General features: G+C 63.7%; 21 protein-coding genes and 1 pseudogene. 10 read left to right on the top strand and 12 right to left on the bottom strand.

What is annotated here, in order from left to right:
• The first annotated feature begins 3 nt into the window (after positions 1-3).
• Genes A7A09_RS03820 through A7A09_RS03835 form a run of 4 tightly spaced genes read left to right on the top strand, consistent with a single transcriptional unit; the run spans position 4 to position 4539 of the window.
• The gene (locus tag A7A09_RS03820; protein ID WP_106690433.1) at positions 4-531 is read left to right on the top strand and encodes a rod shape-determining protein MreD; all 528 of its coding nucleotides are present in this window, start codon (positions 4-6) and stop codon (positions 529-531) included.
• Positions 528-2474 (top strand): penicillin-binding protein 2, encoded by a 1947-nt coding sequence (gene mrdA, locus A7A09_RS03825; protein WP_106690158.1) that lies wholly within the window; start codon positions 528-530, stop codon positions 2472-2474. The genes A7A09_RS03820 and mrdA overlap by 4 nt, the downstream gene beginning before the upstream one ends.
• Positions 2475-2486: 12 nt before the next feature.
• On the top strand, positions 2487-3626 hold the full coding sequence (gene rodA, locus A7A09_RS03830) for a rod shape-determining protein RodA (protein ID WP_106690159.1): 1140 nt from the start codon (positions 2487-2489) through the stop codon (positions 3624-3626).
• A gap of 4 nt (positions 3627-3630) precedes the next feature.
• Entirely contained in the window at positions 3631-4539 is a 909-nt protein-coding gene (locus A7A09_RS03835) for a 2-hydroxyacid dehydrogenase (protein ID WP_106690160.1), read from the top strand.
• Positions 4540-4552: 13 nt separating this feature from the next.
• Here the strand turns inward: A7A09_RS03835 and A7A09_RS03840 are convergent, their stop codons facing one another.
• The 4 genes from A7A09_RS03840 to folK all read right to left on the bottom strand — a co-directional run bounded on the left by A7A09_RS03840 (position 4553) and on the right by folK (position 8492).
• Positions 4553-5254: a DUF2062 domain-containing protein gene (locus A7A09_RS03840; protein WP_245999124.1), complete on the bottom strand. Its 702-nt coding sequence runs from the start codon at positions 5252-5254 to the stop codon at positions 4553-4555.
• Positions 5255-5321: 67 nt separating this feature from the next.
• Entirely contained in the window at positions 5322-7436 is a 2115-nt protein-coding gene (locus tag A7A09_RS03845; protein ID WP_106690161.1) for a RelA/SpoT family protein, read from the bottom strand.
• Between the two features lie 28 nt (positions 7437-7464).
• On the bottom strand, positions 7465-7821 hold the full coding sequence (gene rpoZ, locus A7A09_RS03850; RefSeq protein ID WP_076523109.1) for a DNA-directed RNA polymerase subunit omega: 357 nt from the start codon (positions 7819-7821) through the stop codon (positions 7465-7467).
• A 71-nt stretch (positions 7822-7892) separates the two neighbouring features.
• On the bottom strand, positions 7893-8492 hold the full coding sequence (gene folK / locus A7A09_RS03855; RefSeq protein ID WP_106690162.1) for a 2-amino-4-hydroxy-6-hydroxymethyldihydropteridine diphosphokinase: 600 nt from the start codon (positions 8490-8492) through the stop codon (positions 7893-7895).
• 116 nt (positions 8493-8608) lie between these two features.
• Here folK and A7A09_RS03860 point away from each other — a divergent pair, with 116 nt between their 5' ends.
• Positions 8609-9169, top strand: a complete 561-nt coding sequence (locus A7A09_RS03860; protein WP_106690163.1) for a LabA-like NYN domain-containing protein — start codon at positions 8609-8611, stop codon at positions 9167-9169.
• Positions 9170-9234: 65 nt separating this feature from the next.
• Positions 9235-10392 carry an MFS transporter gene (locus A7A09_RS03865; RefSeq protein ID WP_281277374.1) on the top strand — a complete coding sequence of 386 codons (1158 nt, stop codon included), beginning with the start codon at positions 9235-9237 and terminating at the stop codon, positions 10390-10392.
• A 1-nt stretch (position 10393) separates the two neighbouring features.
• Here A7A09_RS03865 and A7A09_RS03870 read toward each other — a convergent pair whose 3' ends face one another.
• Positions 10394-11764, bottom strand: coding sequence for a DEAD/DEAH box helicase (locus A7A09_RS03870; RefSeq protein ID WP_106690165.1), 1371 nt, complete (start codon positions 11762-11764; stop codon positions 10394-10396).
• 389 nt (positions 11765-12153) lie between these two features.
• Entirely contained in the window at positions 12154-13539 is a 1386-nt protein-coding gene (locus A7A09_RS03875; RefSeq protein WP_106690166.1) for a dipeptidase, read from the bottom strand.
• Positions 13540-13703: 164 nt separating this feature from the next.
• Here A7A09_RS03875 and hemA point away from each other — a divergent pair, with 164 nt between their 5' ends.
• Together hemA and A7A09_RS03885 are read left to right on the top strand one after the other, a co-directional pair.
• On the top strand, positions 13704-14933 hold the full coding sequence (gene hemA / locus A7A09_RS03880; protein WP_106690434.1) for a 5-aminolevulinate synthase: 1230 nt from the start codon (positions 13704-13706) through the stop codon (positions 14931-14933).
• Between the two features lie 154 nt (positions 14934-15087).
• Positions 15088-16326, top strand: a complete 1239-nt coding sequence (locus A7A09_RS03885; protein WP_436277778.1) for a helix-turn-helix domain-containing protein — start codon at positions 15088-15090, stop codon at positions 16324-16326.
• A gap of 64 nt (positions 16327-16390) precedes the next feature.
• On the opposite strand, the gene A7A09_RS03890 is transcribed toward A7A09_RS03885, so the two are convergent.
• Positions 16391-17440, bottom strand: coding sequence for a dipeptidase (locus A7A09_RS03890; RefSeq protein WP_106690435.1), 1050 nt, complete (start codon positions 17438-17440; stop codon positions 16391-16393).
• A 134-nt stretch (positions 17441-17574) separates the two neighbouring features.
• Here A7A09_RS03890 and A7A09_RS03895 point away from each other — a divergent pair, with 134 nt between their 5' ends.
• Positions 17575-17898: an antibiotic biosynthesis monooxygenase family protein gene (locus A7A09_RS03895; RefSeq protein ID WP_106690168.1), complete on the top strand. Its 324-nt coding sequence runs from the start codon at positions 17575-17577 to the stop codon at positions 17896-17898.
• A gap of 78 nt (positions 17899-17976) precedes the next feature.
• On the top strand, positions 17977-18612 hold the full coding sequence (gene parA, locus A7A09_RS03900; RefSeq protein WP_106690169.1) for a ParA family partition ATPase: 636 nt from the start codon (positions 17977-17979) through the stop codon (positions 18610-18612).
• A 106-nt stretch (positions 18613-18718) separates the two neighbouring features.
• Here the strand turns inward: parA and A7A09_RS03905 are convergent, their stop codons facing one another.
• From A7A09_RS03905 to A7A09_RS03925, 5 genes and pseudogenes are all read right to left on the bottom strand, one after another.
• Positions 18719-19690, bottom strand: coding sequence for an ABC transporter substrate-binding protein (locus A7A09_RS03905; protein ID WP_436277779.1), 972 nt, complete (start codon positions 19688-19690; stop codon positions 18719-18721).
• A 39-nt stretch (positions 19691-19729) separates the two neighbouring features.
• Positions 19730-20575: an ABC transporter permease gene (locus tag A7A09_RS03910; RefSeq protein WP_106690171.1), complete on the bottom strand. Its 846-nt coding sequence runs from the start codon at positions 20573-20575 to the stop codon at positions 19730-19732.
• Positions 20572-21434 (bottom strand): annotated as a pseudogene (locus A7A09_RS03915) (ABC transporter permease). The gene A7A09_RS03910 and the pseudogene A7A09_RS03915 overlap by 4 nt, the downstream one beginning before the upstream one ends.
• Positions 21435-21464: 30 nt before the next feature.
• Complete coding sequence (locus A7A09_RS03920) at positions 21465-22247, bottom strand: ABC transporter ATP-binding protein (protein WP_106690172.1); 783 nt, start codon at positions 22245-22247, stop codon at positions 21465-21467.
• Positions 22244-22942: an SDR family oxidoreductase gene (locus A7A09_RS03925; protein ID WP_106690173.1), complete on the bottom strand. Its 699-nt coding sequence runs from the start codon at positions 22940-22942 to the stop codon at positions 22244-22246. The genes A7A09_RS03920 and A7A09_RS03925 overlap by 4 nt, the downstream gene beginning before the upstream one ends.

Consider the following 22942-nt stretch of genomic DNA (forward strand, 5'->3'; position numbering starts at 1 on the left):
AACATGCCAAGACAGGTCCTTATCGGCACGGGCATTTTCGTCTTGTGCCAGGTCGCGATCCTGTTCGGGCGCTTGCTGCCTCTTTCGACCGGAAATATCAGCCGGCCCGGCCCGGATCTGGCGCTTTGCCTCCTGCTTGCCTGGATGTTGCGCAGACCCGATCAGCTTGCCGCCCCGGTGATCGCCGCCTTGTTCCTGCTGGAGGATATCCTGCTGCTTCGCCCGCCGGGACTCTGGACGGTCTGTGTATTGATTGCCAGCGAGTTCGCACGTAGCCGCGAGGGCCGTTGGCGCGATCAGCCGTTTATGGTTGAATGGTTTCGGGTCTCGATCCTGATGGGGGCAATGATGCTGGGCTATCGCGTGGTGCAGATCGTCTTCCTGCTGCCCGTTCCGGCGCTTGGGAACGTGGCCTTGCAATATATCTCGACGGTTGGCTTCTATCCGCTGGTGGTTCTGGCCGCGCGCTGGCTGATCGGGTTGCGCCGTGTCAGCGCGGCGGAGGCCGAGATGATGAGATACAGCCGATGAGAAAATCGCCGCGTGACATCCAGGAGAGCAGCCGCCGGTTGGGACGGCGGGGGCTGATGCTTGGCGGTATCCAGTTGGGCGTGGCGATGACCCTGGGGCTGCGGCTGCGTTCGATGCAGCTTGAGCAGGCCGACCAGTACCGGATGCTGTCGGATGGCAATTCGATCAAGATCCGCCTTCTGCCTCCGGCCCGTGGGCTGATCCATGACCGCAAGGGCGCATTGATCGCGGGAAACGAACAGAATTACCGCGTTACCCTGACCCGTGAAGAGGCGGGCGGTGACGTCGAATCGGTGCTGCGCCGCCTGTCGCGGCTGATCCCGATCAATGATGCGCGCATGGAAGAATTGCTGGCGGAGTTTTCCAGGCGCAGCGCGATCACCCCCATCGTGCTTGCCGACAGGCTGAGCTGGGAACAGTTCAGCTCGATCGCGGTCAACGCGCCCGCCTTGCCCGGCGTAACCCCGGAATCGGGGCTTTCGCGGGTCTATCCGCGAAGCTTCGATCTGGCGCATGTGCTTGGCTATGTCGGGCCGGTTTCGGATTACGACCTGTCCAAGATCGAGAATCCCGACCCGGTCCTGATGCTGCCGGAATTCCAGCTTGGCAAGGTCGGCGTCGAAGCCAAGATGGAAGCCGAGCTGCGCGGCACGGCCGGTCAGCGGCGGGTCGAGGTCAACAGCGCCGGACGCGAGATGCGCGAACTCAGCCGGAAAGAGGGGCAGCAGGGCGCCACGGTGCAACTGACCATCGATGCGGGGCTGCAGAACTACGCCGCGCAGCGGATGGGCGTGGAAAGCGCCGCCGCCGTCGTGCTGGATGTCCAGACCGGGGAGGTGCTCTGCTCCTGTTCGACACCCAGTTTCGATCCGAACAAATTCGTGCGCGGCATTTCCAGCACCGATTACCGGTCGCTGATGGAGCATGATCACCGGCCACTGGCCGACAAGACGGTCCAGGGGGTTTACCCGCCCGGTTCGACCTTCAAGCTGGTTACCTTGATGGCCGGTCTCGAAGCGGGGGTCGTCAATGGCGGTTCCAGCTTCTTCTGCCCCGGCTATGTCGAGGTGGGTGGCCGGCGCTTTCATTGCTGGCGGCGGGGCGGTCATGGCCATATGGATGCGCTGCACAGTCTCGAACAGAGTTGCGACGTCTATTATTACGAACTGGCGCAGCGTGTCGGGATCGACCGTATCGCGGAGATGGCGCGCAAGCTGGGGATCGGCGTGCGCCACGAATTGCCGATGTCGGCGGTCGCCCAGGGCATCGCGCCCGACCGCGCCTGGAAACGCGAAAGATATGATCAGCCATGGCAGATCGGCGACAGCCTGAACGCTTCGATCGGGCAGGGATTCGTCCTCGCATCGCCGATGCAGCTTGCGGTGATGACCGCGCGGGTCGCCTCGGGCCGGGTGATCGAGCCGCGGCTGGTGCGCGCCATCGATGGCGTGCCGCAAACCGGCGCGGAGTTTCCGGATCTGGGTTTCAACCCCCGGAACCTGCAGCAGGTCCGGGCGGGGATGGACGCGGTCATGAATTCCGCGCGCGGCACCGCCCGCGGCGCGCGTATCATTGCCGAGGAATGGCGCATGGCGGGCAAGACCGGCACAAGCCAGGTGCGCAACATCACCGCGGCCGAACGCGCCCGCGGCGTCGTCTCGAACGAGCAGCTTCCATGGGAGCGCCGCGACCACGCGCTCTTCGTCTGTTTCGCGCCTTACGAGGCGCCCCGCTACGCCGTATCGGTCGTGGTCGAGCATGGCGGCGGCGGCTCGAAGGTCGCCGCGCCGATTGCCCGCGACATCCTGCTTTATGCGCTGGCGGGCGGGCTGCCGCCCCTGACTGCCGTGCCCGAGGAGCAACGCGCCGAGATGGAGGCCCGCCACAACGCGATGCAGCTTTATACCCCGGAGCCACCCAAGCCCGGCCGGTCCCAGGCCTGAGAGGCGAAGAGCATGGCTTATCTCGATTACCAGGTCGCGCAGACACCCACCGGCTGGCGGAAGATCCTGTATCTGAACTGGCCGCTGGTCTTTCTGCTATCGGCTGTCGCCTGCTACGGCTTCGTCATGCTGTATTCGGTGGCTGGCGGGAATGCCGAGGCATGGGCCGAGCCGCAGATGTATCGCTTCATCATCGGGCTGATCGCGATGATCTCGCTTGCATTCGTGCCGATGTGGTTCTGGCGCGGGGTGTCGGCATTCAGCTATGTGCTGTGCCTGCTGCTGCTGGTCGCGGTCGAGCTGATCGGCGATGTCGGCATGGGGGCACAGCGCTGGATCGATATCGGCCCGGTCCAGATCCAGCCCTCGGAATTGATGAAGATCGCCCTCGTGCTGGTACTGGCGGCCTATTACGACTGGCTCGATCCCAGGAGGATCTCGCATCCGCTCTGGGTCCTGATCCCGGTGATCCTGATCCTGACCCCGACCGGGCTGGTTCTGATGCAGCCCGATCTCGGAACCTCGATCATGCTGATTGCCGGAGGGGCGATCGTGATGTTCGCGGCCGGGGTGTCGCTGTGGTATTTCGGTGCCGTGATCCTGCTGGCGGTAGCGCTTGTCACGACGGTGCTGGAAAGCCGCGGCACCGAGTGGCAGTTGCTCAAGGATTACCAGTTCCGGCGGATCGATACCTTCCTGGATCCTTCCGTCGATCCCCTTGGGGCGGGCTACAATATCACGCAGGCGCAGATCGCCCTGGGCTCGGGTGGCTGGTCGGGCAGGGGCTTCATGCAGGGCACGCAATCGCGGCTGAACTTCCTGCCCGAGAAACACACGGATTTCATCTTCACCGTTCTGGCCGAGGAATTCGGTTTCATCGGGGCCGGTTCGCTGCTGGTGCTCTATACGCTGATCATCGGCTTCTGCCTGTTCTCGGCGCTTGGCAATCGCGACCGTTTCGGTTCGCTGCTGACCATCGGCATCGGCGGTACCTTCTTCGTCTATTTCGCGATCAACATGGGCATGGTCATGGGCATGCTGCCGGTGGTCGGCTCGCCCCTGCCTCTGGTCAGCTATGGCGGGACCGCTATGATGATCCTGATGATGGGATTCGGCATGGTCCAGTCCGCGCATGTCCACAGACCGAGGTAAGCAGATGCAAGTCCTGTTCGCCGCGCCCGCATCCATGTGGGAGGAATGGTCGGAACCCCTTGTCGCGGCCTGCCCCGAGATGCGATTGTCGCGCGACGGCGATCCGGCCGGATTCGATGCGATCATCTATGCGCCGGGCGGCGAGATCGAGGACCTGTCCCCCTATCGCAACGCCCGCCTTGTCCAGAGCCTCTGGGCCGGGGTCGAGCGCATCGTCGGCAATCCCACTCTGACACAGCCCCTGGCGCGCATGGTCGATCCGGGGCTGGCGCGGGGCATGGCGGAATATTGCACCGGCTGGACGATGCGCGGGCATCTGGAGATGGACCGCTATGCGCAGGACGGAACCTGGCGCAATGGCCAGATCCCGCCCCTGGCACCGGAGCGCCACGTAACCATCCTGGGCATGGGAGAGCTTGGCCGCGCCACCGCCGGGATGCTTTCTGGGATTGGCTTTTCCGTGACTGGCTGGAGCGCGTCGGGAAGACCGGTCGAGGGGATCGAGACCCTCGGCGCCACTGATCTGGACCGGGCCCTGGAGCGGGCCGAAATCCTCGTGACCCTGTTGCCCGACACGGCGGCGACGCGCGGTCTGATGGATGCCGACCGGCTTGCCCGCCTGCCGAAAGGCGCTTGGCTCATCAATCCCGGCAGGGGAACCCTGCTCGATGACGACGCATTGATCGGATCGCTCGATGCCGGGCATCTGGGACATGCCGTGCTGGATGTGTTCCGGACCGAGCCTCTGCCTGCCGATCATCCCTTCTGGAGCCATCCCCGGATCACCGTCACGCCACATATCGCCGCCGACACCCGCCCCGAGACCGCTTCCCTCGTGGTGGCCGAGAATTTGCGCCGCGCCATGTCCGGGCGCCCGATCCTGAATCTCGTGGATCGCGAGAAAGGTTACTGAGCCCCGTTCTTCTTCACGCCAATATCCCGGGGGGAGTCCGCAGGACGGGGGGCAGCGCCCCCCTTTTCATTGCTCCCGGTGACGGCCATGCCCTGCGCAAGGCTGTTGGCCCGCACGCGCGCGATCCGTTCGGCCATCTTCTTTTCCCGGCGCGGTGATAGGCGCGGATCACCGGAACGGTCAGGTAATGCGCGGCGATGCTCACGGCAAGCCCGATGAGGACCCCGCCGACGACATAGGGCCAATAGACCTGGTAAAGAAAATTGCCCAGATATTGCCAATGGACCTCCGCCGGGCCGAAGAGGGACCGGATATTATGCCAGAGCTCGGCGCTGGCCTGGGCGAATTCCCCGAAGATGAGCTGCGGCGACAGGTGGCCGCCAAGCCCCAGGATCTGGCGGCCGAGGCTGACGGACAGGACCGCGATGAAGGGGAAGGTGAGCGGGTTGCCGATGAAGGTCGCGAGAAGCGCGGCAAGGATATTGCCGCCGATCAGCCATGCGATCGCTGCCGCGCTTGCGAAATGCAGGCCGAAAAGCGGCGTGAAGGACACGAAGACGCCCGCCGCCACCCCGCGCCCGATGCGATGGGGATGATCGGGCAGGCGGCGCAGGCGGTGCAGCACATAGGTCCCCGCCCGGCGCCAGCCGCCGCGAGGATAGAACATGTCGCTGGCCATCTGGCCGTAACTGCGCGGTTTGCGGCGTTTGAACACCTTGCCTTCCGATCCCTGCCTTCGTCTCTGCCTCGCCCCGCCTTATAGGGAAACCGTGACGGATATCTTACGGTTTCAGCGCCGGGTCGCGGATACGAGCCACCTGGGCCACGTCGCTCTCGGCCTCCAATGCGGTCAGCAGCGCGTGCAGATGCTCGTAGTGACGCAACTCGACCTCGATCGCGATGCGGTAGAAATCCGGCTTGCGGTCGAGGAACTCGAGATCCGAGATATTCGCTCCATGCTGCCCGATCAAGGTGCAGATGCGGCCAAGGATGCCGGCATCATGTCGGATGGTCAGGTGCAGCATGGTCGAATAGGCGGGCGGATGGCGCCCCTCGCGCCAGCGCAGATCGACCCAACGGTCCAGGTTGTCCTCGAACTCGGCAAGCACCGGGCAGTCAATCGCGTGGATCACCACCCCGCGGCCCCGATAGGTGATCCCGACGATCCGTTCGCCGGGCAGGGGGCTGCAACAGGGGGCGCGGGTGAAATTCTGATCGGCGTCCAGTCCCGCGATGGGGCGGCGCCCGTCCAGCTCGTCCGAAGTGTCGGCAAGATCGGGATAGAGAACCTCGAGCACCTCCTTGGCGGAGTTCTCGGCGCTGCCGATCCGGGCCAGAAGCTCTTCGGCATTGTCCAGCCCCATCTGCTTGGCCGCGATCAGCAATGCCTTGTCGGTGGGCTTGCGGCCGACATGCTCGAAGCTGACCCGCACCAATTCGCGCCCCAAGCGCATGAAACGGTCGCGATCCTCCTGCCGCAGCGAGCGCCGGATGGCGGCCTTGGCGCGGCCCGTCACCACCACGTCCAGCCATGTCGCCTGCGGACGCTGCCCCGAGGCGGCGATGATCTCGACCGATTGTCCGTTCTTGAGCCGCGTCCAGAGCGGCACGCGGATGCCATCGACCTTCGCGCCGACACAGGAATGGCCCAGCCTGGTATGGATCGCATAGGCGAAATCGATCGGCGTCGCGCCGCGCGGCAACTGGATCACGTCGCCTTTCGGGGAAAAGCAGAAGACCTGGTCCTGATACATCTCGAGTTTGACATTCTCGAGGAAATCGTCGTGATCCTCGCCCTGGAAATGATCGGTCAGGGTCTCGATCCATTCGGCGGGATCGGCGGCGAAAGGGTTCTTGGCCCGGACCCCGTCGCGATAGGCCCAATGCGCGGCAACGCCCGCCTCGGCGACCTCATGCATCTGGCGGGTGCGGATCTGGACCTCGACCCGCTTGCCGTCGCGGCCCGAAACCGTGGTGTGGATCGAACGGTAACCATTCGATTTCGGCTGACTGATATAGTCCTTGAACCGTCCCGGCACCGCCCGCCAGCGGTGATGGATGAGCCCGAGGGCGCGGTAGCAATCGCCCTCGTTGCGGGTGATGATCCGGAAACCGTAGATATCCGAGAGGCGCGAGAAGGCGAGCTGCTTTTCCTGCATCTTGCGCCAGACCGAAAAGGGCTTTTTCGCGCGCCCGAAGACATCCGCCTCCAACCCCTCGCGTTCCAGCTCGGTGCGGATATCGGCGGTGATCTGGCTGATGACATCGCCGGATTCGCGCTGCAGGCTGACGAAACGGCGGATGATCGAGTTGCGGGCCTCGGGATTGATGACCTTGAAGGCCAGATCCTCCAGCTCTTCGCGCATCCATTGCATCCCCATGCGCCCGGCCAGCGGCGCATAGATATCCATCGTCTCGCGCGCCTTCTGAAGCTGCTTTTCAGGCTTCATCGAGCGGATCGTGCGCATATTGTGCAGCCGGTCGGCCAGCTTGACCAGGATCACCCGAAGATCGCGCGACATGGCCATGAAAAGCTTGCGGAAATTTTCCGCCTGCTTGGATTGGGTCGAACTGAGTTGCAGATTGGTCAGCTTGGTCACGCCATCGACCAGCTCGGCAATCTCGTGGCCGAACATCGCCTCGACCTCGGGCATGGTCGAGCGCGTATCCTCAACCGTGTCATGGAGCAGGGCGGTGGCGATGGTCGCATCGTCCAGCCGCATCTCGGTCAGGATGGCGGCGACGGCGATGGGATGGGTGAAATAAGGCTCGCCCGATTGGCGAAACTGCCCCTCATGCATCCGCATGCCATATTCATAGGCATCGCGGATCAGCCCCAGGTTGCTGCGCGGGTTGTAATTGCGGATCAGCGCAATGAGGTCTTCGACGTCGATCATACTTGACGAAGACCCCCGTAAAAACCGATCAGCTGCGCTGGCTGGCTTCCAGCATCATGCGCAGCATGCGCTCTTCGGATTCCTCGTCGGCGGGCTTGGGGCGATCGACCTCGGCCCCCAGGAGCAACGCCATCGCGTCTTCCTCGGGCTCGTCAACCTCGATCTGGGTCTGGCTGGCCTCGATCATCCGCTCGCGCAGATCGTCCACAGGCTGGGTCTCGTCGGCGATTTCACGCAGCGAGACAACGGGGTTCTTGTCATTGTCGCGATCAACCGTGGGCGCGCTGCCCGCCGCAATCTCTCGCGCGCGATGCGAGGCCAGCATCACCAGATCAAAACGATTGGGAACCTTGTCGACGCAGTCTTCGACCGTTACGCGGGCCATTCTTCACCTGTAGAGTTGCGAATCGGAATTCTGGAACGAAACAGGATAACTGGAGATCATCATGGGAAATGTCAAGGTAATACCGGCATTTCCCGCATCGCGAAGGGGGTCATTCCCCGGGTCGCCCTGTCCGGGAGAGCGGCCAGCATCTGCGCGACGCTCTGCCCGGTGAGCGGATGGATCCAATCCGCCGCGATTTCGGCCAGGGGAGCCAGGACAAAGCCGCGATCCTGCAGCCTCGGATGCGGCAGGATCAGGGTTTCGGGCGTGTCGGTCAACTGGCGTGCGGGAGGAAGAGCCATCCAGTGCTGTTGGGTTTCCCGGTCCGGCAGGACAAGATCGCCATATCCGATCAGGTCGAGATCCAGCACCCGCGAAGACCAGCGCCCGGTCCCGCGATCCCGGCCGAAATCCGCCTCGATGTCATGCAGCAGGGCCAGCAGTTCCGGCGCCGGCAATGCCGTACGCAGGGTCAGGGCCGCGTTCACATAATCGGGACCGGAGCCGGCCGGCATTGCGGGAGTTCTCCAAAAACGGCTAAACGTGGTTATTGTAGTATTCTGGTTTTCGTGCAGAATGCTCGCCGCCGAGCGAAGCGTTTCACCCACGTCAGCAGCGGCAGAGGGCAGGTTTGCGCCCAAGGCGATTAGTGCGAGTTTATTTTGGATCATGTGAACCTGCTGAAAAACTCAAGTCGTAGGATCGCGACGGTTCGCTTGCCAGGGCATTTCTCTGGCCGGCAGCTTTCGCCGATTCACTCAGTAACGTCTCATTGAAGGCAATTGGAATGTTTTACAAAGACGACAGGTTGGCGATTTTCATCGATGGGGCCAATCTTTATGCAGCAGCCAAATCCTTGGGTTTCGACATAGATTACAAGCTTCTGCGTCAAGAGTTCGACCGTCGCGGCAAGTTGATGCGCGCCTATTATTACACGGCACTCATCGAAGGAGAGGAATATTCCCCCATTCGCCCCCTCGTCGATTGGCTCCATTACAACGGATATTGCGTCGTAACCAAACCCGCGAAGGAATATACCGATAGCATGGGGCGCCGCAAGGTCAAGGGCAACATGGATATAGAGTTGACGGTCAATGCCATGGAATTGGCGCCGCGTCTCGATCATGCCGTGCTGTTTTCGGGCGACGGGGATTTCCGCCCGCTGATCGAAGCCCTGCAACGCCGTGGGGTGCGGGTTTCGGTGGTTTCTACGATTCGATCCCAACCCCCCATGATTGCAGATGAATTGCGCCGCCAGGCCGATAATTTCATCGAGCTTGACGCGTTGCGTGACATCATTGGCCGCCCTCCGCGCGAGATGACGCAGCAAACCCAGGACGAGGACTGAGCGCGCCGGTCGCAGAAGCCGCCGCCTCGGGACGGTGGAGGGCGCTGGCACTGCTGAGCGCAGGCGTGGTCGGTGCCATGACCTGCTGGTTCTCGGCCACTGCCGTGGTGCCCGAACTGACCCGGGATTGGTTATTGAACCCGAGTCAGGCAGGCTGGCTGACAAATGGCGTGCAGATCGGGTTCGTGTCAGGGGCGCTGATTTCGTCGCTGGTCAACCTGCCCGATCTCATGCGGCTGACACGGCTGATCGCGATTTCGGCCCTGGTTGCGGCATCCGCCAATGCCGTTCTGCTATTCGATCCGGGCTGGCCCGTCGCGGTCATCGCCCGCGTCGTGACCGGCATGGCGCTGGCCGGGATATATCCGCCCGCGATGAAGCTGATGGCCACCTGGTTCCGGCGCGGGCGCGGCCTGGCGATGGGGGCGTTGATCGGAGCGCTCACCTTCGGATCCTCGATGCCGCACCTGTTCCGCGCGGTCAGCGATGGGTTGGACTGGCGGCTGGTCGTCAGCCTGGCCAGCCTTGGCGCCGTCTTGTCGGCGGCGATCTTCGGCCTGCTGATCAGGGAAGGCCCTTATGCGTTCGCCCGTGCCGTATTCGACCCAAGGCGGGCATTGACGATCTTTCGCGACCGCGGCGTGCTCCTGGCCAATCTGGCTATTTTGGCCATATGTGGGAGCTTTACGCCATGTGGGCATGGTCTGACCTTCGCGACGGTGGCGGAACAGGGTGGGGTGGGACCTTTCGCCTCTCCTTCGCTTTTCGCGTTCATCGTCGTCGCCTCGGGCGCGGCTGGCTGTATCCTGGGCGGATTGCTCTCGGATCGCATCGGACGCTGCCTGACGACAGCCGGGATGATGGCGGTATCAGGAGCCTGCGCTTTGCTGATCGGCTTTGCCTTCGACGGTCCCGAATGGCTTCTGGCACTGATCGCGGTAATCTGGGGCGTCACGATTGCCGGAGACAGCGCCCAGTTCTCGACCGCCGTCACCGAGCTTGCCGATCCGCGCTTCATCGGCACGGCGCTGACATTGCAGGTCAGCATCGGCTTTGCGCTGACCGTGCTGACCATCTGGATCATGCCCCATATCGCCGCCGCGCTTGGCGGCTGGCGATGGGCTTTCCTCGTTCTGCTTCCCGGTCCCGTCATCGGGGCCTGGGCAATGCTGCGCTTGCGCAAATTGCCCGAGGCCGCGCGACTGGCCGGGGGGCGAGGCTGAATCAGCCTCTCGCCTGCTGGCCTTTCGGCTGACGCGACGGGCGGCGCGAGGGCCGTTTGTGAGCACCGCCATTGCCGCCGGGCCGGCCCCGGTTGCGCGAACTGCGCTCGGCCGAAGGAGGCGCTGCGGGCACCTCGCCGCCGATCACCGGGATCGGCGATTTCATCGCGCGCTCGATTGCCCTGAGTTCCCCCAGTTCCGCCGGGGCACAGAAGGCGACGGCGCGGCCATCGCGACCCGCGCGGGCGGTGCGGCCGATCCGGTGGACATAGTTCTCGGGCACGTTCGGCAGGTCGTAGTTATAGACATGCGCGACCTCGGGGATATCCAGCCCGCGCGCCGCGACATCCGTGGCGACAAGGACCTGCGTCTCTCCCTTGCGGAAGGCCTGCAGGGCGCGTTCGCGCTGGCCCTGGCTCTTGTTGCCGTGGATCGCGGCGACCGCGAAGCCCCATTTGTCCAGCAGCTTGGCCAGCTTGTCCGAACCATGCTTGGTGCGGCCGAAGACCATCGCCATCTCACCCGGATGTTTCGACAGATACTCGGCCAGCAGCGTGGCCTTGTCGCCCTGGCTGACGAAATGCACGCCCTGCTCGATCTTTTCCGCAGCCTTGCCCGGAGGGCTCACGGCGACGCGGACCGGATCGCTCAGATAGGTGTCTGCCAGTTCCGACATCAGCTTGGGCATGGTGGCCGAGAACAGCAATGTCTGGCGCTTGGGCGGCAGCATCTTGGCGATCCTGCGCAGCGTATGGATAAAGCCGATATCCAGCATCTGGTCGGCTTCGTCCAGCACCAGGTAGGTCGTCGCCTCAAGCGAGATCGCGCGCCGCTCGATCAGGTCGATCAGGCGGCCCGGCGTGGCGATCAGCACATCGACCCCGCGCGAGAGCCGCTCGGTCTGGACATTGATCGAGGCGCCGCCGACGACACGGAAACTGCGGATCGGCGTGCCCTCGGCATAGGCGTCGATATTCTGGGCGATCTGCGTGGCTAGTTCGCGGGTGGGGGCGAGGATCAGCGCGCGGCAGGTCTTGGGATCGGGTTTCTTGCCGAACTTGATCAGCCGGGTCAGCATCGGCAGGCCGAAGGCGGCAGTCTTGCCGGTGCCGGTCTGGGCCAGTCCCAGCACATCGCGGCCTTCCACGACTGCGGGAATGCCCTCGGCCTGGATCGGCGTGGGCCGGGTCAGGCCCATGGCCGCGATATTGGCATTGATGCGGGGATCGATGCCCATCTCGGCGAAAGGCCCGGTCGGCAGCGGATCGCGCGCAGGGGCGCGGCGGCCCTCGTTCGGAGCGGCGTGATTCTGGGGGGTGCGGGGTTTGCCTTTGCCGCCGCGCGACGGGCGGCGGGAATTTGTATTTTCCATCAAGATACTTTCGTCCCCCGCATCCCCCGTATCGGACGCAAGGGCAGGAGCCGCGCCCCGGGAAGGGGGCAGCAAACACAGGGATGCGGACGCGATACGAGGATGCCCGCAAGCCTCCCCGCGTGAATGGGAAACTGAATGATTTGTCGCGCCTTGGGCGAAATCTCGCGGCTGCTCACGCGGCAACGGGCGGCGACCCGTGGCAGATGGCCTCTGGCGGGCAATAAGTCAAGACAAATCGTCGAGCGCGTCTTTCCCGCATCCTGCAATGGCGGGGGCGTGCGCCGCCCCGTCGCCGGGTGGTTCTCGAACCAGTGGCGCACCACCCGACAACCCCCGGCGGGATATTTGCGTGAAGAAGAAAGCCGCGCGATGGGCGGTGCCTTCGCTTATCGCAGGCTTGCCAGGATCCGGGCCCATGAGCGTGCGCCCCTGGCAAAGCTTTCCACGTTGTATTTCTCGTTCGGCGAATGGATCCGGTCATCGTCGCGGCCAAAGCCGATCAGCATCGAATCCATGCCGAGGATTTCCTTGAAGTCGCCCGCGATCGGGATCGAGCCGCCCGCGCCGATAAAGGCCGCCTCGCGCCCCCATTCCTCGGTCAATGCCTGCTTGGCGGCGGCGAAGGCCGGATCGGAGACATCCATGACGCTGGCCGGGCCGCCGCCATGTTCGTGAAACTCGACGCGGCAATCGGCAGGCACGAAACGTCGGATATGGGCGCGGAAGGCGTCGCGGATCTTCTGCGGATCCTGCGTGCCGGTCAGGCGGAAGCTGACCTTGGCGCGGGCTTCGGCGGGCAGGACGGTCTTGAAGCCTTCGCCCGCATAGCCGCCGGCGATGCCGTTGATCTCGGCGGTGGGGCGGTTCCAGACCATTTCCAGCGGCGTGCAGCCCTTTTCGCCGATGGGTTCGGACAGCCCGACCCGGCCCAGGAAATCCGCCGCGTCGAAACCGAGCGCCTGCCAGTCGCGGGCCAGATCCTCGTCCAGGTCCTCGACCCCGTCATAGAAACCGGGCAGCACCACCCGCCCGTCGCCATCCTTCAGCGCCCCGAGCGCTTGCGCCAGGATCATGACCGGATTGGCCGCCAGCCCGCCGAAACTGCCGGAATGCAAGTCGCGGTCGGCGGCGCGGATGATCACCTCTTCACCGACCAATCCGCGAAGCTGCGTCGTGATCGCGGGGCGGCCATCGGCATAAAGCCCGGTATCGCAGATCATCGCCAGCGAGGCGCGCAGATCCTCGGCATGCTCGCTCAGGAAAGGCTGCAGCGACGGCGATCCCGATTCCTCTTCGCCCTCGAACAGCAGGACCAGGTCCGAGGGCAGGCTGCCATGCACCGCTTTCCAAGCCCGGAAGGCCTCGACAAAGGTCATGAGCTGGCCCTTGTCATCCGAGGCGCCGCGGCCGCGGATCACCTTGCCATCATCGGTTTCCTGGATCTCGGGCTCGAATGGCGGGCGGTCCCACAATTCCAGCGGATCGACCGGCTGCACGTCGTAATGGCCATAGAACAGCAATGGGCGGGCATCGCCGGGGGCCGAGTGGGCCACGACCATCGGATGTCCCGGCGTGTCATGGATTTTTGCCTCGAAACCAAGGCTTTCCAGTTCACTGCACAGCCATTTCGCGGCATCGCGAACATCGCCGCGATGGGCCGGGTCGGTCGAGATGGACGGAATGCGCAGGAATTCAAGCAGCCGCGTCAGCGCCGCATCCTGCCCGGCATCAAGCTGCGCCAGGATTTCGTCGAGCCTTGTTTGATCCGTCATTCCCTCATCCTTTCCGACTGAAACACTTTGGTTTTCGCCCTGTCCTTTGGTCGTGCTGCGACAATTTTGACCTGTCTTTTTCGGCGCATGGCATGTAACAACGATAGGCGCGCGAGATCGGAAGAATGATCGCACCCAGCAGGCAAAGCAAGGGAACGCCAGACATGAATTATGATGCGGCTCTGGATCAGGCCATCGGACAGCTTCACGAGGAAGGCCGTTACCGGACCTTCATCGATATCGAGCGTGCGAAGGGCCGGTTCCCGCAGGCGATCTGGACGCGCCCCGATGGGGAAAAGCAGGAAATCACCGTCTGGTGCGGCAATGATTATCTGGGCATGGGCCAGCATCCGGTGGTCCTGTCGGCCATGCATGAGGCGCTGGATTCTACCGGTGCCGGTTCCGGCGGGACGCGCAATATCTCGGGCACGACGGTCTATCACAAGCAGTTGGAGACCGAGCTGGCCGATCTGCACCAGAAAGAGGCCGCGCTGGTGTTTTCCAGCGCATATATCGCCAATGACGCGACGCTTTCGACGCTGCCCAAGCTGTTTCCCGGTCTGATCATCTATTCCGACGCGCTGAACCACGCCTCGATGATCGAGGGGATCAAGCGCAATGGCGGCGCCAAGCGCATCTTCCGCCATAACGACCTGGCCCATCTGCGCGAATTGCTGGAAGCCGATGATCCCGCCGCGCCCAAGCTGATCGCCTTCGAGTCGATCTATTCGATGGATGGCGATTTCGGCCCGATCAAGGAGATCTGCGATCTGGCCGATGAGTTCAACGCGCTGACCTATCTGGACGAGGTTCATGCGGTCGGCATGTATGGCCCACGCGGCGGTGGCGTGTCCGAGCGTGACCGGCTGACCGACCGGATCGACATCATCAATGGCACCCTGGGCAAGGCCTTTGGCGTGTTCGGCGGCTATATCGCCGCCTCGGCCCGGATGTGCGACGCGGTCCGTTCCTATGCGCCGGGATTCATCTTTACCACCTCGCTGCCGCCGGCGGTCGCGGCGGGGGCGGCGGTCTCGATTCGCTTCCTCAAGGGCGAAAATGGGCAGGAATTGCGCGATGCGCAGCAGCTTCATGCCCGGATACTTAAAATGCGCCTTAAATCGCTCGGGATGCCGATCATCGACCATGGCAGCCATATCGTGCCCGTCCATGTCGGCCATCCGGTGCATTGCAAATCGCTGTCGGATTTGTTGCTGCGCGACCATAACATCTATGTACAGCCTATAAATTTCCCGACCGTGCCGCGCGGGACCGAGCGTTTGCGCTTTACGCCTTCGCCCGTTCACGATCCCAAGAAGATCGACAAGCTCGTGCGCGCCATGGACGCATTGTGGTCGCATTGCGCCCTGAATCGCAATGATTTGACCGCCTGACGATATCAACAGGTGAACTGCTCTCGCCGCCGTGATAATATGCTCGTGCGTACAAGTGAGCGCCGTATTGATTCGAGCGGCGTGTTAATCGTGTGATGAGGCAGAGAGCATGAATAAACTGCGGGCGGAAAGTCCGGCAGATGAGAAATCACAGATGGAGGAAATCGGGTATTTCCTCGACGATGATACGCGCCTTGGCGATATCATGCGCGGTGAAAGGGCCACCTTGGGGAAATCGCTGCTGGATGTGCAGCGGGAACTGAGGATCCGTGCCTCCTATGTCGCCGCGATCGAGAATTGCGATATCAGCGCCTTCGACGCGCCCAGCTTCATCGCGGGTTACGTGCGTTCCTACGCCCGTTACCTGCATATGGATCCGGACTGGACCTTCCGCCGCTTCTGTCTTGAATCCGGATTCCAGCCGACGCATGGCATGGCGCCGATGGCATCCGGACCCAAGCCGACGCGACGGCCATCGGATCCGGCCGAGGCCCTGGCGAATCCCCATGCGCTGTTCATTCCCCAGCAGCAGAGCTTCTGGTCCGATATAGAGCCCAGGGCGATCGGCTCGATCCTCGTTCTGGCGGTGCTGGTCTGCGGTTTGGCTTATGGCGGATGGACGGTGCTTCAGGAAATCCAGCGCGTGACGCTGACCCCGGGCGAGGATTCGCCGAGCATCACGGCATCGCTCGATCCGACGCAGGGCGCGAGCCTGCCGGGACCTGCGCTGTCTCCGACGGACGCGGCGACATTGGTGCGGGATCTGCCTCAGCCCGAGGTTCTCGATCGCGTCTATCGCCCCCAGATTCTCGAAGCGCCCGTGCTGAATTCGCGGGATGGACCGATCGCCGCGATCGATCCCAATCTGTCCAGCTCTTTCGAGGCCGCCGAAGCGACCCTGTCAAGCGGGCAGGAAAACGAGATTGCCCTGCCATCACCGGGCGGCGCCAACACTGTCCTGGCGCAGGCGATGCAGTATGGCCCGCAAATGCCGCAGGAACAGGCGGCGGTGCGGACCGTTGCGCCGGATGCACCGGAACTGCAATTGCTGGCCGCGCGCCCCGCATGGGTCCGGGTGACCTCGGCGGATGGCACGGTCCTGCTTGAAAAGATCATGGATGCGGGTGAGCGGTTCACCCTGCCCAAGCTGGAAGAGCCGTCGATTTTGCGGACCGGCAATTCCGGAGCGGTGTATTTCGCGGTGAATGGCCGGACCTATGGTCCCGCCGCGCCGGGGCCGCAGGTGGTCAAGAATATCGAATTGTCACCTGCCAACCTGACCTCGAAATTCGCCGTTGCCGATCTCGAGGCCGATCCGGAACTGGCCGAGATGGTTGCCGTCGCGCAGGCGGATACCGGCGGGATCGTGCAGGAGCCGCCGGCGAGCGAGTAGCGGATTCAGATATATCCACCTTGCAAGCGACCCATCACGGGTCGCTTTCCTTTTGCGGAAACCGTCACCCTCCCCAGGTTTTCTCAAGCAGGCCGATCCAGTTTTCGCTGGCGATTTTTCTTGTAAGATCATCTCCATATCCATAGTTCTTCATGGTCTGGATGAGGTTCGGCAGGGCCGATGCATCGGCCAGGTCCCGCGGCATCAGCGCTCCGTCGAAATCGGAGCCAAGGGCAACGCCGTCCTCGCCCAGGATGTCCAGCAGGTGGTCGAGATGCCGCAGCATGACGTCGAGGTTTTCCAGTGGCAGGCGCTTGCCGTCCTCGCGAAGGAAACTCGAGGCATAGTTCAGCCCGACCAGCCCGCCGCTATCTGCGATGACCCGCAACTGCCGGTCGGTCAGGTTACGGGCACTGGGGCAGATGGCATGCGCACAGCTATGGCTGGCGACCAGCGGGGCGTCGGACAGTTTCGCGATATCGTCGAACCCGGCCTCGTTCAGATGCGACAGATCCAGCATGATCCGCAGCTGATTGCATTCGCGAACCAACGCCTTGCCCGCCGCCGTCAACCCCTCCCCGGTATCGGGCGAGGAGGGAAAGGCGAAGGGCACGCCATGACCATAGGCCGTGGGGCGTGACCAGACCGGCCCGAGCGAGCGCAACCCTGCCGCGTGCCAAAGATGCAGCGCATCCATGTCGCGGATCGCCTCGGCCCCTTCCATATGCATGATCGCGGCAATGCGGCCCTCGGCCACCGTCCGGCGCAGTCCTGCCGCGCTGGTCACGACATCCAGCGTGCCGGTCCGTTCCAATGCGCGCAATGCGGCTGCTTGCTCGAAAGCATGGGGCAGGGCGCTGTCATGGGGAATTTCATCGGGCAATGGCATGGCAAAGGGCGGGTTCTGCATCAGCACCACGGCCTCTTCGTCATTCGGCCCGTGTAGCGAGGGAATCCAGATCGCGAAGAACCCACCGATCAATCCGCCCGCCTTGCTGCGCGGCAGGTCCAGATGACCGGTGCCGTCACCCTCCAGCCATATCCGCGGGCCGTTCTCTCCTGCGGCCACCACGCGTTGGATAAAATCGTTATGGCCATCGAAAACCGGGATCATCGCCTGCTCCTTTACCATCATGTCGGACAGACCATGCACCTTGCCGTCAGCCTCGGCAATGCCCGGATAGATGCTTTGCGCCGGAGGGAATTCGGCCTAGGCTGAAACCAGGTATAGCCAGAGGGAGACCAGCCATGCCCGATATCAGCCCCGATTTCGACGGCCAGACCGTCATCTGCACCTTCGAGGTGACGCCCGGCAGCGCCCATGACGTGCTGGAGATGCTCAGCGACGCATGGGAGCATGTCATCAGCCGCCAGCCGGGGTTCGTTTCCGGCGCGATCCATCTGAACGACGCGCAGACCCGCATCGCCACCTATTCGCAATGGCGCGACCGCAAGGATTACCAGGCGATGCTGCGAACCGACGAGATGCGCCGCCGCAACCGCGACATTCACACCATGTGCAAAAGTTTCGAGCCGGTCATGTATGAATTGCAGTCAGTCTTCCGAAGCTGATGCTGCGGTTGCAAAAAACCCGTGCAATCGCGGAAACGGGCGGCTAACCTGCCCTAAATTCGCCGTGAAGGAGCTTTGATGTCAGGCAGGATCATCACTGTGGCCCAGCAGAAGGGCGGCTCGGGCAAGACCACCCTCGCGGTCAACCTGGCCGTCAGCCTGCATCGCCTCGGGCATTCGGTGGCCTTGGTCGATACCGATCCGCAGGGCAGCATGGGGCGCTGGTTCATCGAGAGGATGGAGACGCGGGGCGAAGACGAGGCCCTGGATTTCTCGACCTCCTCGGCCTGGGGCGCCAGCTATGAATCCGAGAAGCTGAAGAAACGCTTCGATTACGTGATCGTCGATACGCCGCCCAAGATCGACAGCGATTTGCGCCCGGCCCTGCGCGTGGCCGATCTGGTGATCGTGCCGGTGGCGACCAGCCATGTCGATCTCTGGGCGACCGAGGGCGTGCTGGATCTGGCGCGGCGCGAGAAATCCCCGGTGATGGTGGTGCTGAACCGGGTCCGGTCGAATACCCGGCTGGCGGTTGAGGTGGCCGAAAAGGCCGCTGAATTGGGCGCGACGGTGGCCGCGACGCAGATCGCGAACCGCGTCGGCTATGCCGAAACCCTGGGGCTGGGGCTTGGCGTGATGGAACATTCCCGCAATGGCGCGGCCCGCGACGAAATGGATGCGCTGACGGCCGAGGTTCTGGCGGCGATGGCGTAACCCTCCACCGACGCCCGGTCAGACCCGCCTTCGCCCCTTCTTCTTCATGCAAATATCCCACGGGGGTCCGGGGGTGTGAAACCCCCGGCTGTCGCGGGACGCCCGCCTATTCTGCCAGCGCCTTGTCGGTGATGGCATGGCTCCATGCGCCCTCCGGCGCTTTCGAGATCACCGGATCTGATCCACCCGCCAGCAATATATCGACCGTGCGCTGGTAATCGGCCTCGTCCAGCGCGCCGTTCGATCCGGCGGTCAGCTTGGCGATCTCGGTCATCATGCGGGTCTGGTGCTCGATGGTCTGGGCGCCGGTCTCGTCGTTTTCCAGCACGATCTCGGCGGCTTCTTCGGGGTTCTCCTCGGCATATTTCCAGCCCTTCATGCTGGCGCGGACGAATTTCTCAAGGTCGGCGACCTTGGCCTCGTCCTCCAGCGTGCTTTCCAGCACATAGAGCCCGTCCTCCAGCGTGGCGACCCCCTGATCCTCGTATTTGAAGGTCACCAGGTCCTCGGGCGCGATACCGGCATCGATCACCTGCCAATATTCGTTATAGGTCATGGTGCTGATGCAGGCCGCCTGTTTCTGCAGCAGCGGATCGACATTGAAACCCTGTTTCAGCACGGTGACGCCATCCGTGCCGCCCTCGGTCGAAAGGCCGAGCGTGTGCATCCAGCTCAGGAACGGGTATTCGTTGCCCGCGAACCAGACGCCCAGGGTCTTGCCTGCGAAATCGGTCTTGGGATCGGTGATTCCGCTTTCCTTCAGGCAGGTCAGCATCATCCCCGAGGATTTGAAGGGCTGGGCGATATTGACCAGCGGCAGCCCCTTTTCGCGGGCGGCGAGCGCGGCAGGCATCCATTCGACGATCACATCCGCGCCGCCCCCGGCCAGCACCTGTGTCGGAGCGATATCCGGCCCGCCGGCCTTGATCGTGACGTCAAGCCCCTCTTCCTCGTAGAAGCCCTTGTCCTTGGCCACGTAATAGCCGCCGAACTGCGCCTGCGTGACCCATTTCAATTGCAGGGTCAGTTCCTGCGCATCGGCCGCGCCCGCGAATGCGAGGGCGGCACAGCCAAGCATCAATCTTTTTATCATTCTCACTCTCCTGTTGGGGGGCGTTCAGCCCCGTTGACCGCGCTGCGACGGGTGCCAGAACGTCACCTTCTTTTCGATCAGCGCCACGATACCATAGAACAGGGAACCGGCGATTGCCGCCACAAGGATCTCGGCCCAGACCAGCGGCAGGTCCAGCCGCCCTACCGCGGTCGAGATGCGGAACCCCATGCCCCTGGTCGGGCTGCCGAAGAATTCCGCGACGATGGCGCCGATCAGCGCCAGCGTGGTGGTGATCTTGAGCCCGTTGAACAGGAAGGGCATGGCGGCGGGCAGGCGCAGCTTCCACAGCGATTGGGCGTAGGGCGCGGCCCATGTCGCCATCTGGTCGCGCTGCATCTGGTCGGTGGCGGCGAGCCCCGCGACCATGTTCACGAGGATCGGAAAGAACACCATCACCACGACGACCGCCGCTTTGGATTGCCAGTCGAAGCCGAACCACATCACCAGGATGGGGGCGATGCCGACAATGGGCAGGGCGGCGACGAAATTGCCGATGGGCAGTAGCCCGCGTTGCAAAAACGGGCTGCGATCGATGGCGATGGCGGTCAGGATCGCAGCCGCGCCACCCAGGAGCCAGCCGGTCAGCGCGCCCTTGACGATGGTCTGGACGAAATCCGCCCAGAGGATCGCGGTATTGGCCGCGAAGCTGGCCGCGATCTGTGTCGGCGGGGGCAGGATGACCGGCGGGATCGCGTAAATCCGCACGATCATCTCCCACAGCACCACGATGGTCAGGCCGAAGATCACCGCGACAAGGAGCCTCGTCGAGCGGGTGCCGAACCGCGCCAGCCAGCTGTTGAGCCCCCATGCCCCCAGCCAGACCGCCAGGATGGACAGCGCCCCGGTCATCGCGCCAGCCCCATGCGCCGCAGCATGACGGATTCGATCCGGCCCACCGCGATCACCAGCGCCGCCGCCAGCGCCGCCGCCGCGAACAGCGCCGCCCAGATCTGCACCGTCTGCCCGTAATAGCTGCCCGAGAGCAGCCTTGCCCCCAGACCCGCGCTGCGCCTGCGGGCAGTTCGCCCACGATGGTGCCGACAAGCGCGGCGGCAATGCCGACCTTCAGGCTGGCAAACAGGTAGGGCAGGGACGAGGGCAGCCGCAGCCGCCAGAAGACCTGCGGGCGAGAGGCGCTCCATGATCGCATCAGGTCAAGCTGCATCCCGTCGGGCGTGCGCAATCCCTTGACCATGCCGACCAGCACCGGGAAAAAGGACAGCCAGGCCGCGATGATCGCCTTGGGCAAGAGCCCGGTGATCCCGGCGCTGGCAAAGACCACGATCACCATCGGCGCGATGGCCAGGATCGGCACGGTCTGGCTGGCCACCGCCCAGGGCATCACCGACTGGTCCATCGCCCGGTTATGCACGATCCCCATCGCCAGCAGGATCCCCGCTAGACTGCCGATGACAAAGCCCGTCAGCGTGGCCGAGAGCGTGACCCAGCCATGCCAGACAAGGCTGCGCTTCGAGGTAATCTTCTGCCCCGCGATCCCCTCCCACAACCCGGCGGCGACCTGATGCGGGGCGGGCAGAACCGGACGCTCCTGCGTCAGGGTCTGTATCACCAGATCCCCCGCTGAAAGCTCGGTCTCAGCCCGCGCGGCCTGATCCCTGGCCCAAGCCGAGTTCATGCCGATGGCGGCGACATACCAGATCGCGACAATCGCCAGAAGGACGGTCAGGATGGGCAGAACGTTTCTCATCCGGCGGTTCTCCCGGCGCTGATAACGCGGCTATACATCATCGCCATGCCCCTCGCGCAGTCCCTCGCGCACCTCATGCGCCAGCGCGATGAATTCCGGCGTGTCGCGGATATCCAGCGGGCGCTCGGCGGGCAGGGGGCTGTCGATGACACGGGTGATCCGCCCCGGCCGCGGAGACATCACCACGATCCTCGTGGACAGGTAGACCGCCTCGGGAATGGAATGGGTGACGAAGCCGATGGTCTTGCCGGTCTTGCGCCACAATTCCAGCAGGGCCTCGTTCAGCCGGTCGCGAACGATCTCGTCCAGCGCGCCGAAGGGCTCGTCCATCAGCAGGATATCGGCGTCGAAGGCCAGCGCCCGGGCGATGCTGGCCCGCTGCTGCATCCCGCCCGAGAGCTGCCACGGGAACTTGCCGCCGAAACCCGCAAGATCGACCAGTTCCAGCACCCGTTGCACGCGTTCCGTCCGGTCCGCCTTGCCGAAACCCATGATCTCCAGCGGCAGCGAGATGTTTCCGGCAATCGTCCGCCACGGATACAGGCCCGGCGCCTGGAAAACATAGCCATAGGCGCGCGCGCGCCGCGCCTCGTCCGGACTCATTCCGTTCACGCTCAGCCTGCCCGAGGTCGGGTTTTCTAGGGCGGCGATGGTGCGCAGGAAGGTTGTCTTGCCGCAGCCCGAGGGGCCGATGAAGCTGACGAATTCGCCCGCCTTGATGCTCAGATCGACATCCTTCAACGCATGAACCGGGCCGTCGGCGGTCTGGAAGGTCAGGTCCACCGATTGCGCATGGATGACAGGGGCATTCATATCGATCTCGTCAGCCCCCCGTCCACGCAGATATTCTGTCCGGTGATATATGCGCCGCCCCCTGACACCAGAAAGGCGACCGTCGCGGCAATCTCGGTTTCATGGCCGTAGCGTCCCATCGGAATCCGCGCCCGAAATTCGTCCTTTTCGGGAAGACTGTCGATAAAACCCGGCAACACGTTATTGATGCGGATGTTTTCGGCGGCGTGCTGATCGGCATAGAGCTTGGTAAACGAGGCCAGACCCGCCCGCATGACGCTTGAAGTCGGGAACGCGGGATCGGGCTCGAAGGTCGAAAAGCTGGTCAGATTGACGATCGCACCGCCTTTCTGCGCCTGCATATGTGGAGTTACAAGGCGGATGGGCCGGACTGCACTGAGGAAATAGACCTCCATTCCCTCGTGCCAGTCATCGTCGCTGAGACCGGTGATCGGTCCGCGCGGGCCATGTCCGGCCGAGTTCACAAGAACGTCGATGCGGCCCCACCGCTCCATCGCACCATCGACCAGTTTCGAGAGGTCACCATCCGATCGGTTCGAGCCGGTTACCCCAAGCCCGCCAAGCTCTTTCGCGAGGGCCTCGCCCTTGCCGGAAGACGACAATATCCCGACGGCAAACCCGTCCGATGCAAGCCGCCGGGCGGCGGCCGCGCCCATGCCGCTTCCTCCGGCCGTGATCAATGCGACCTTGGTCAT

This window comes from Paracoccus methylarcula (assembly GCF_003007735.2).
In the GTDB taxonomy this organism is placed as follows: Bacteria; Pseudomonadota; Alphaproteobacteria; order Rhodobacterales; family Rhodobacteraceae; genus Paracoccus; species Paracoccus methylarcula.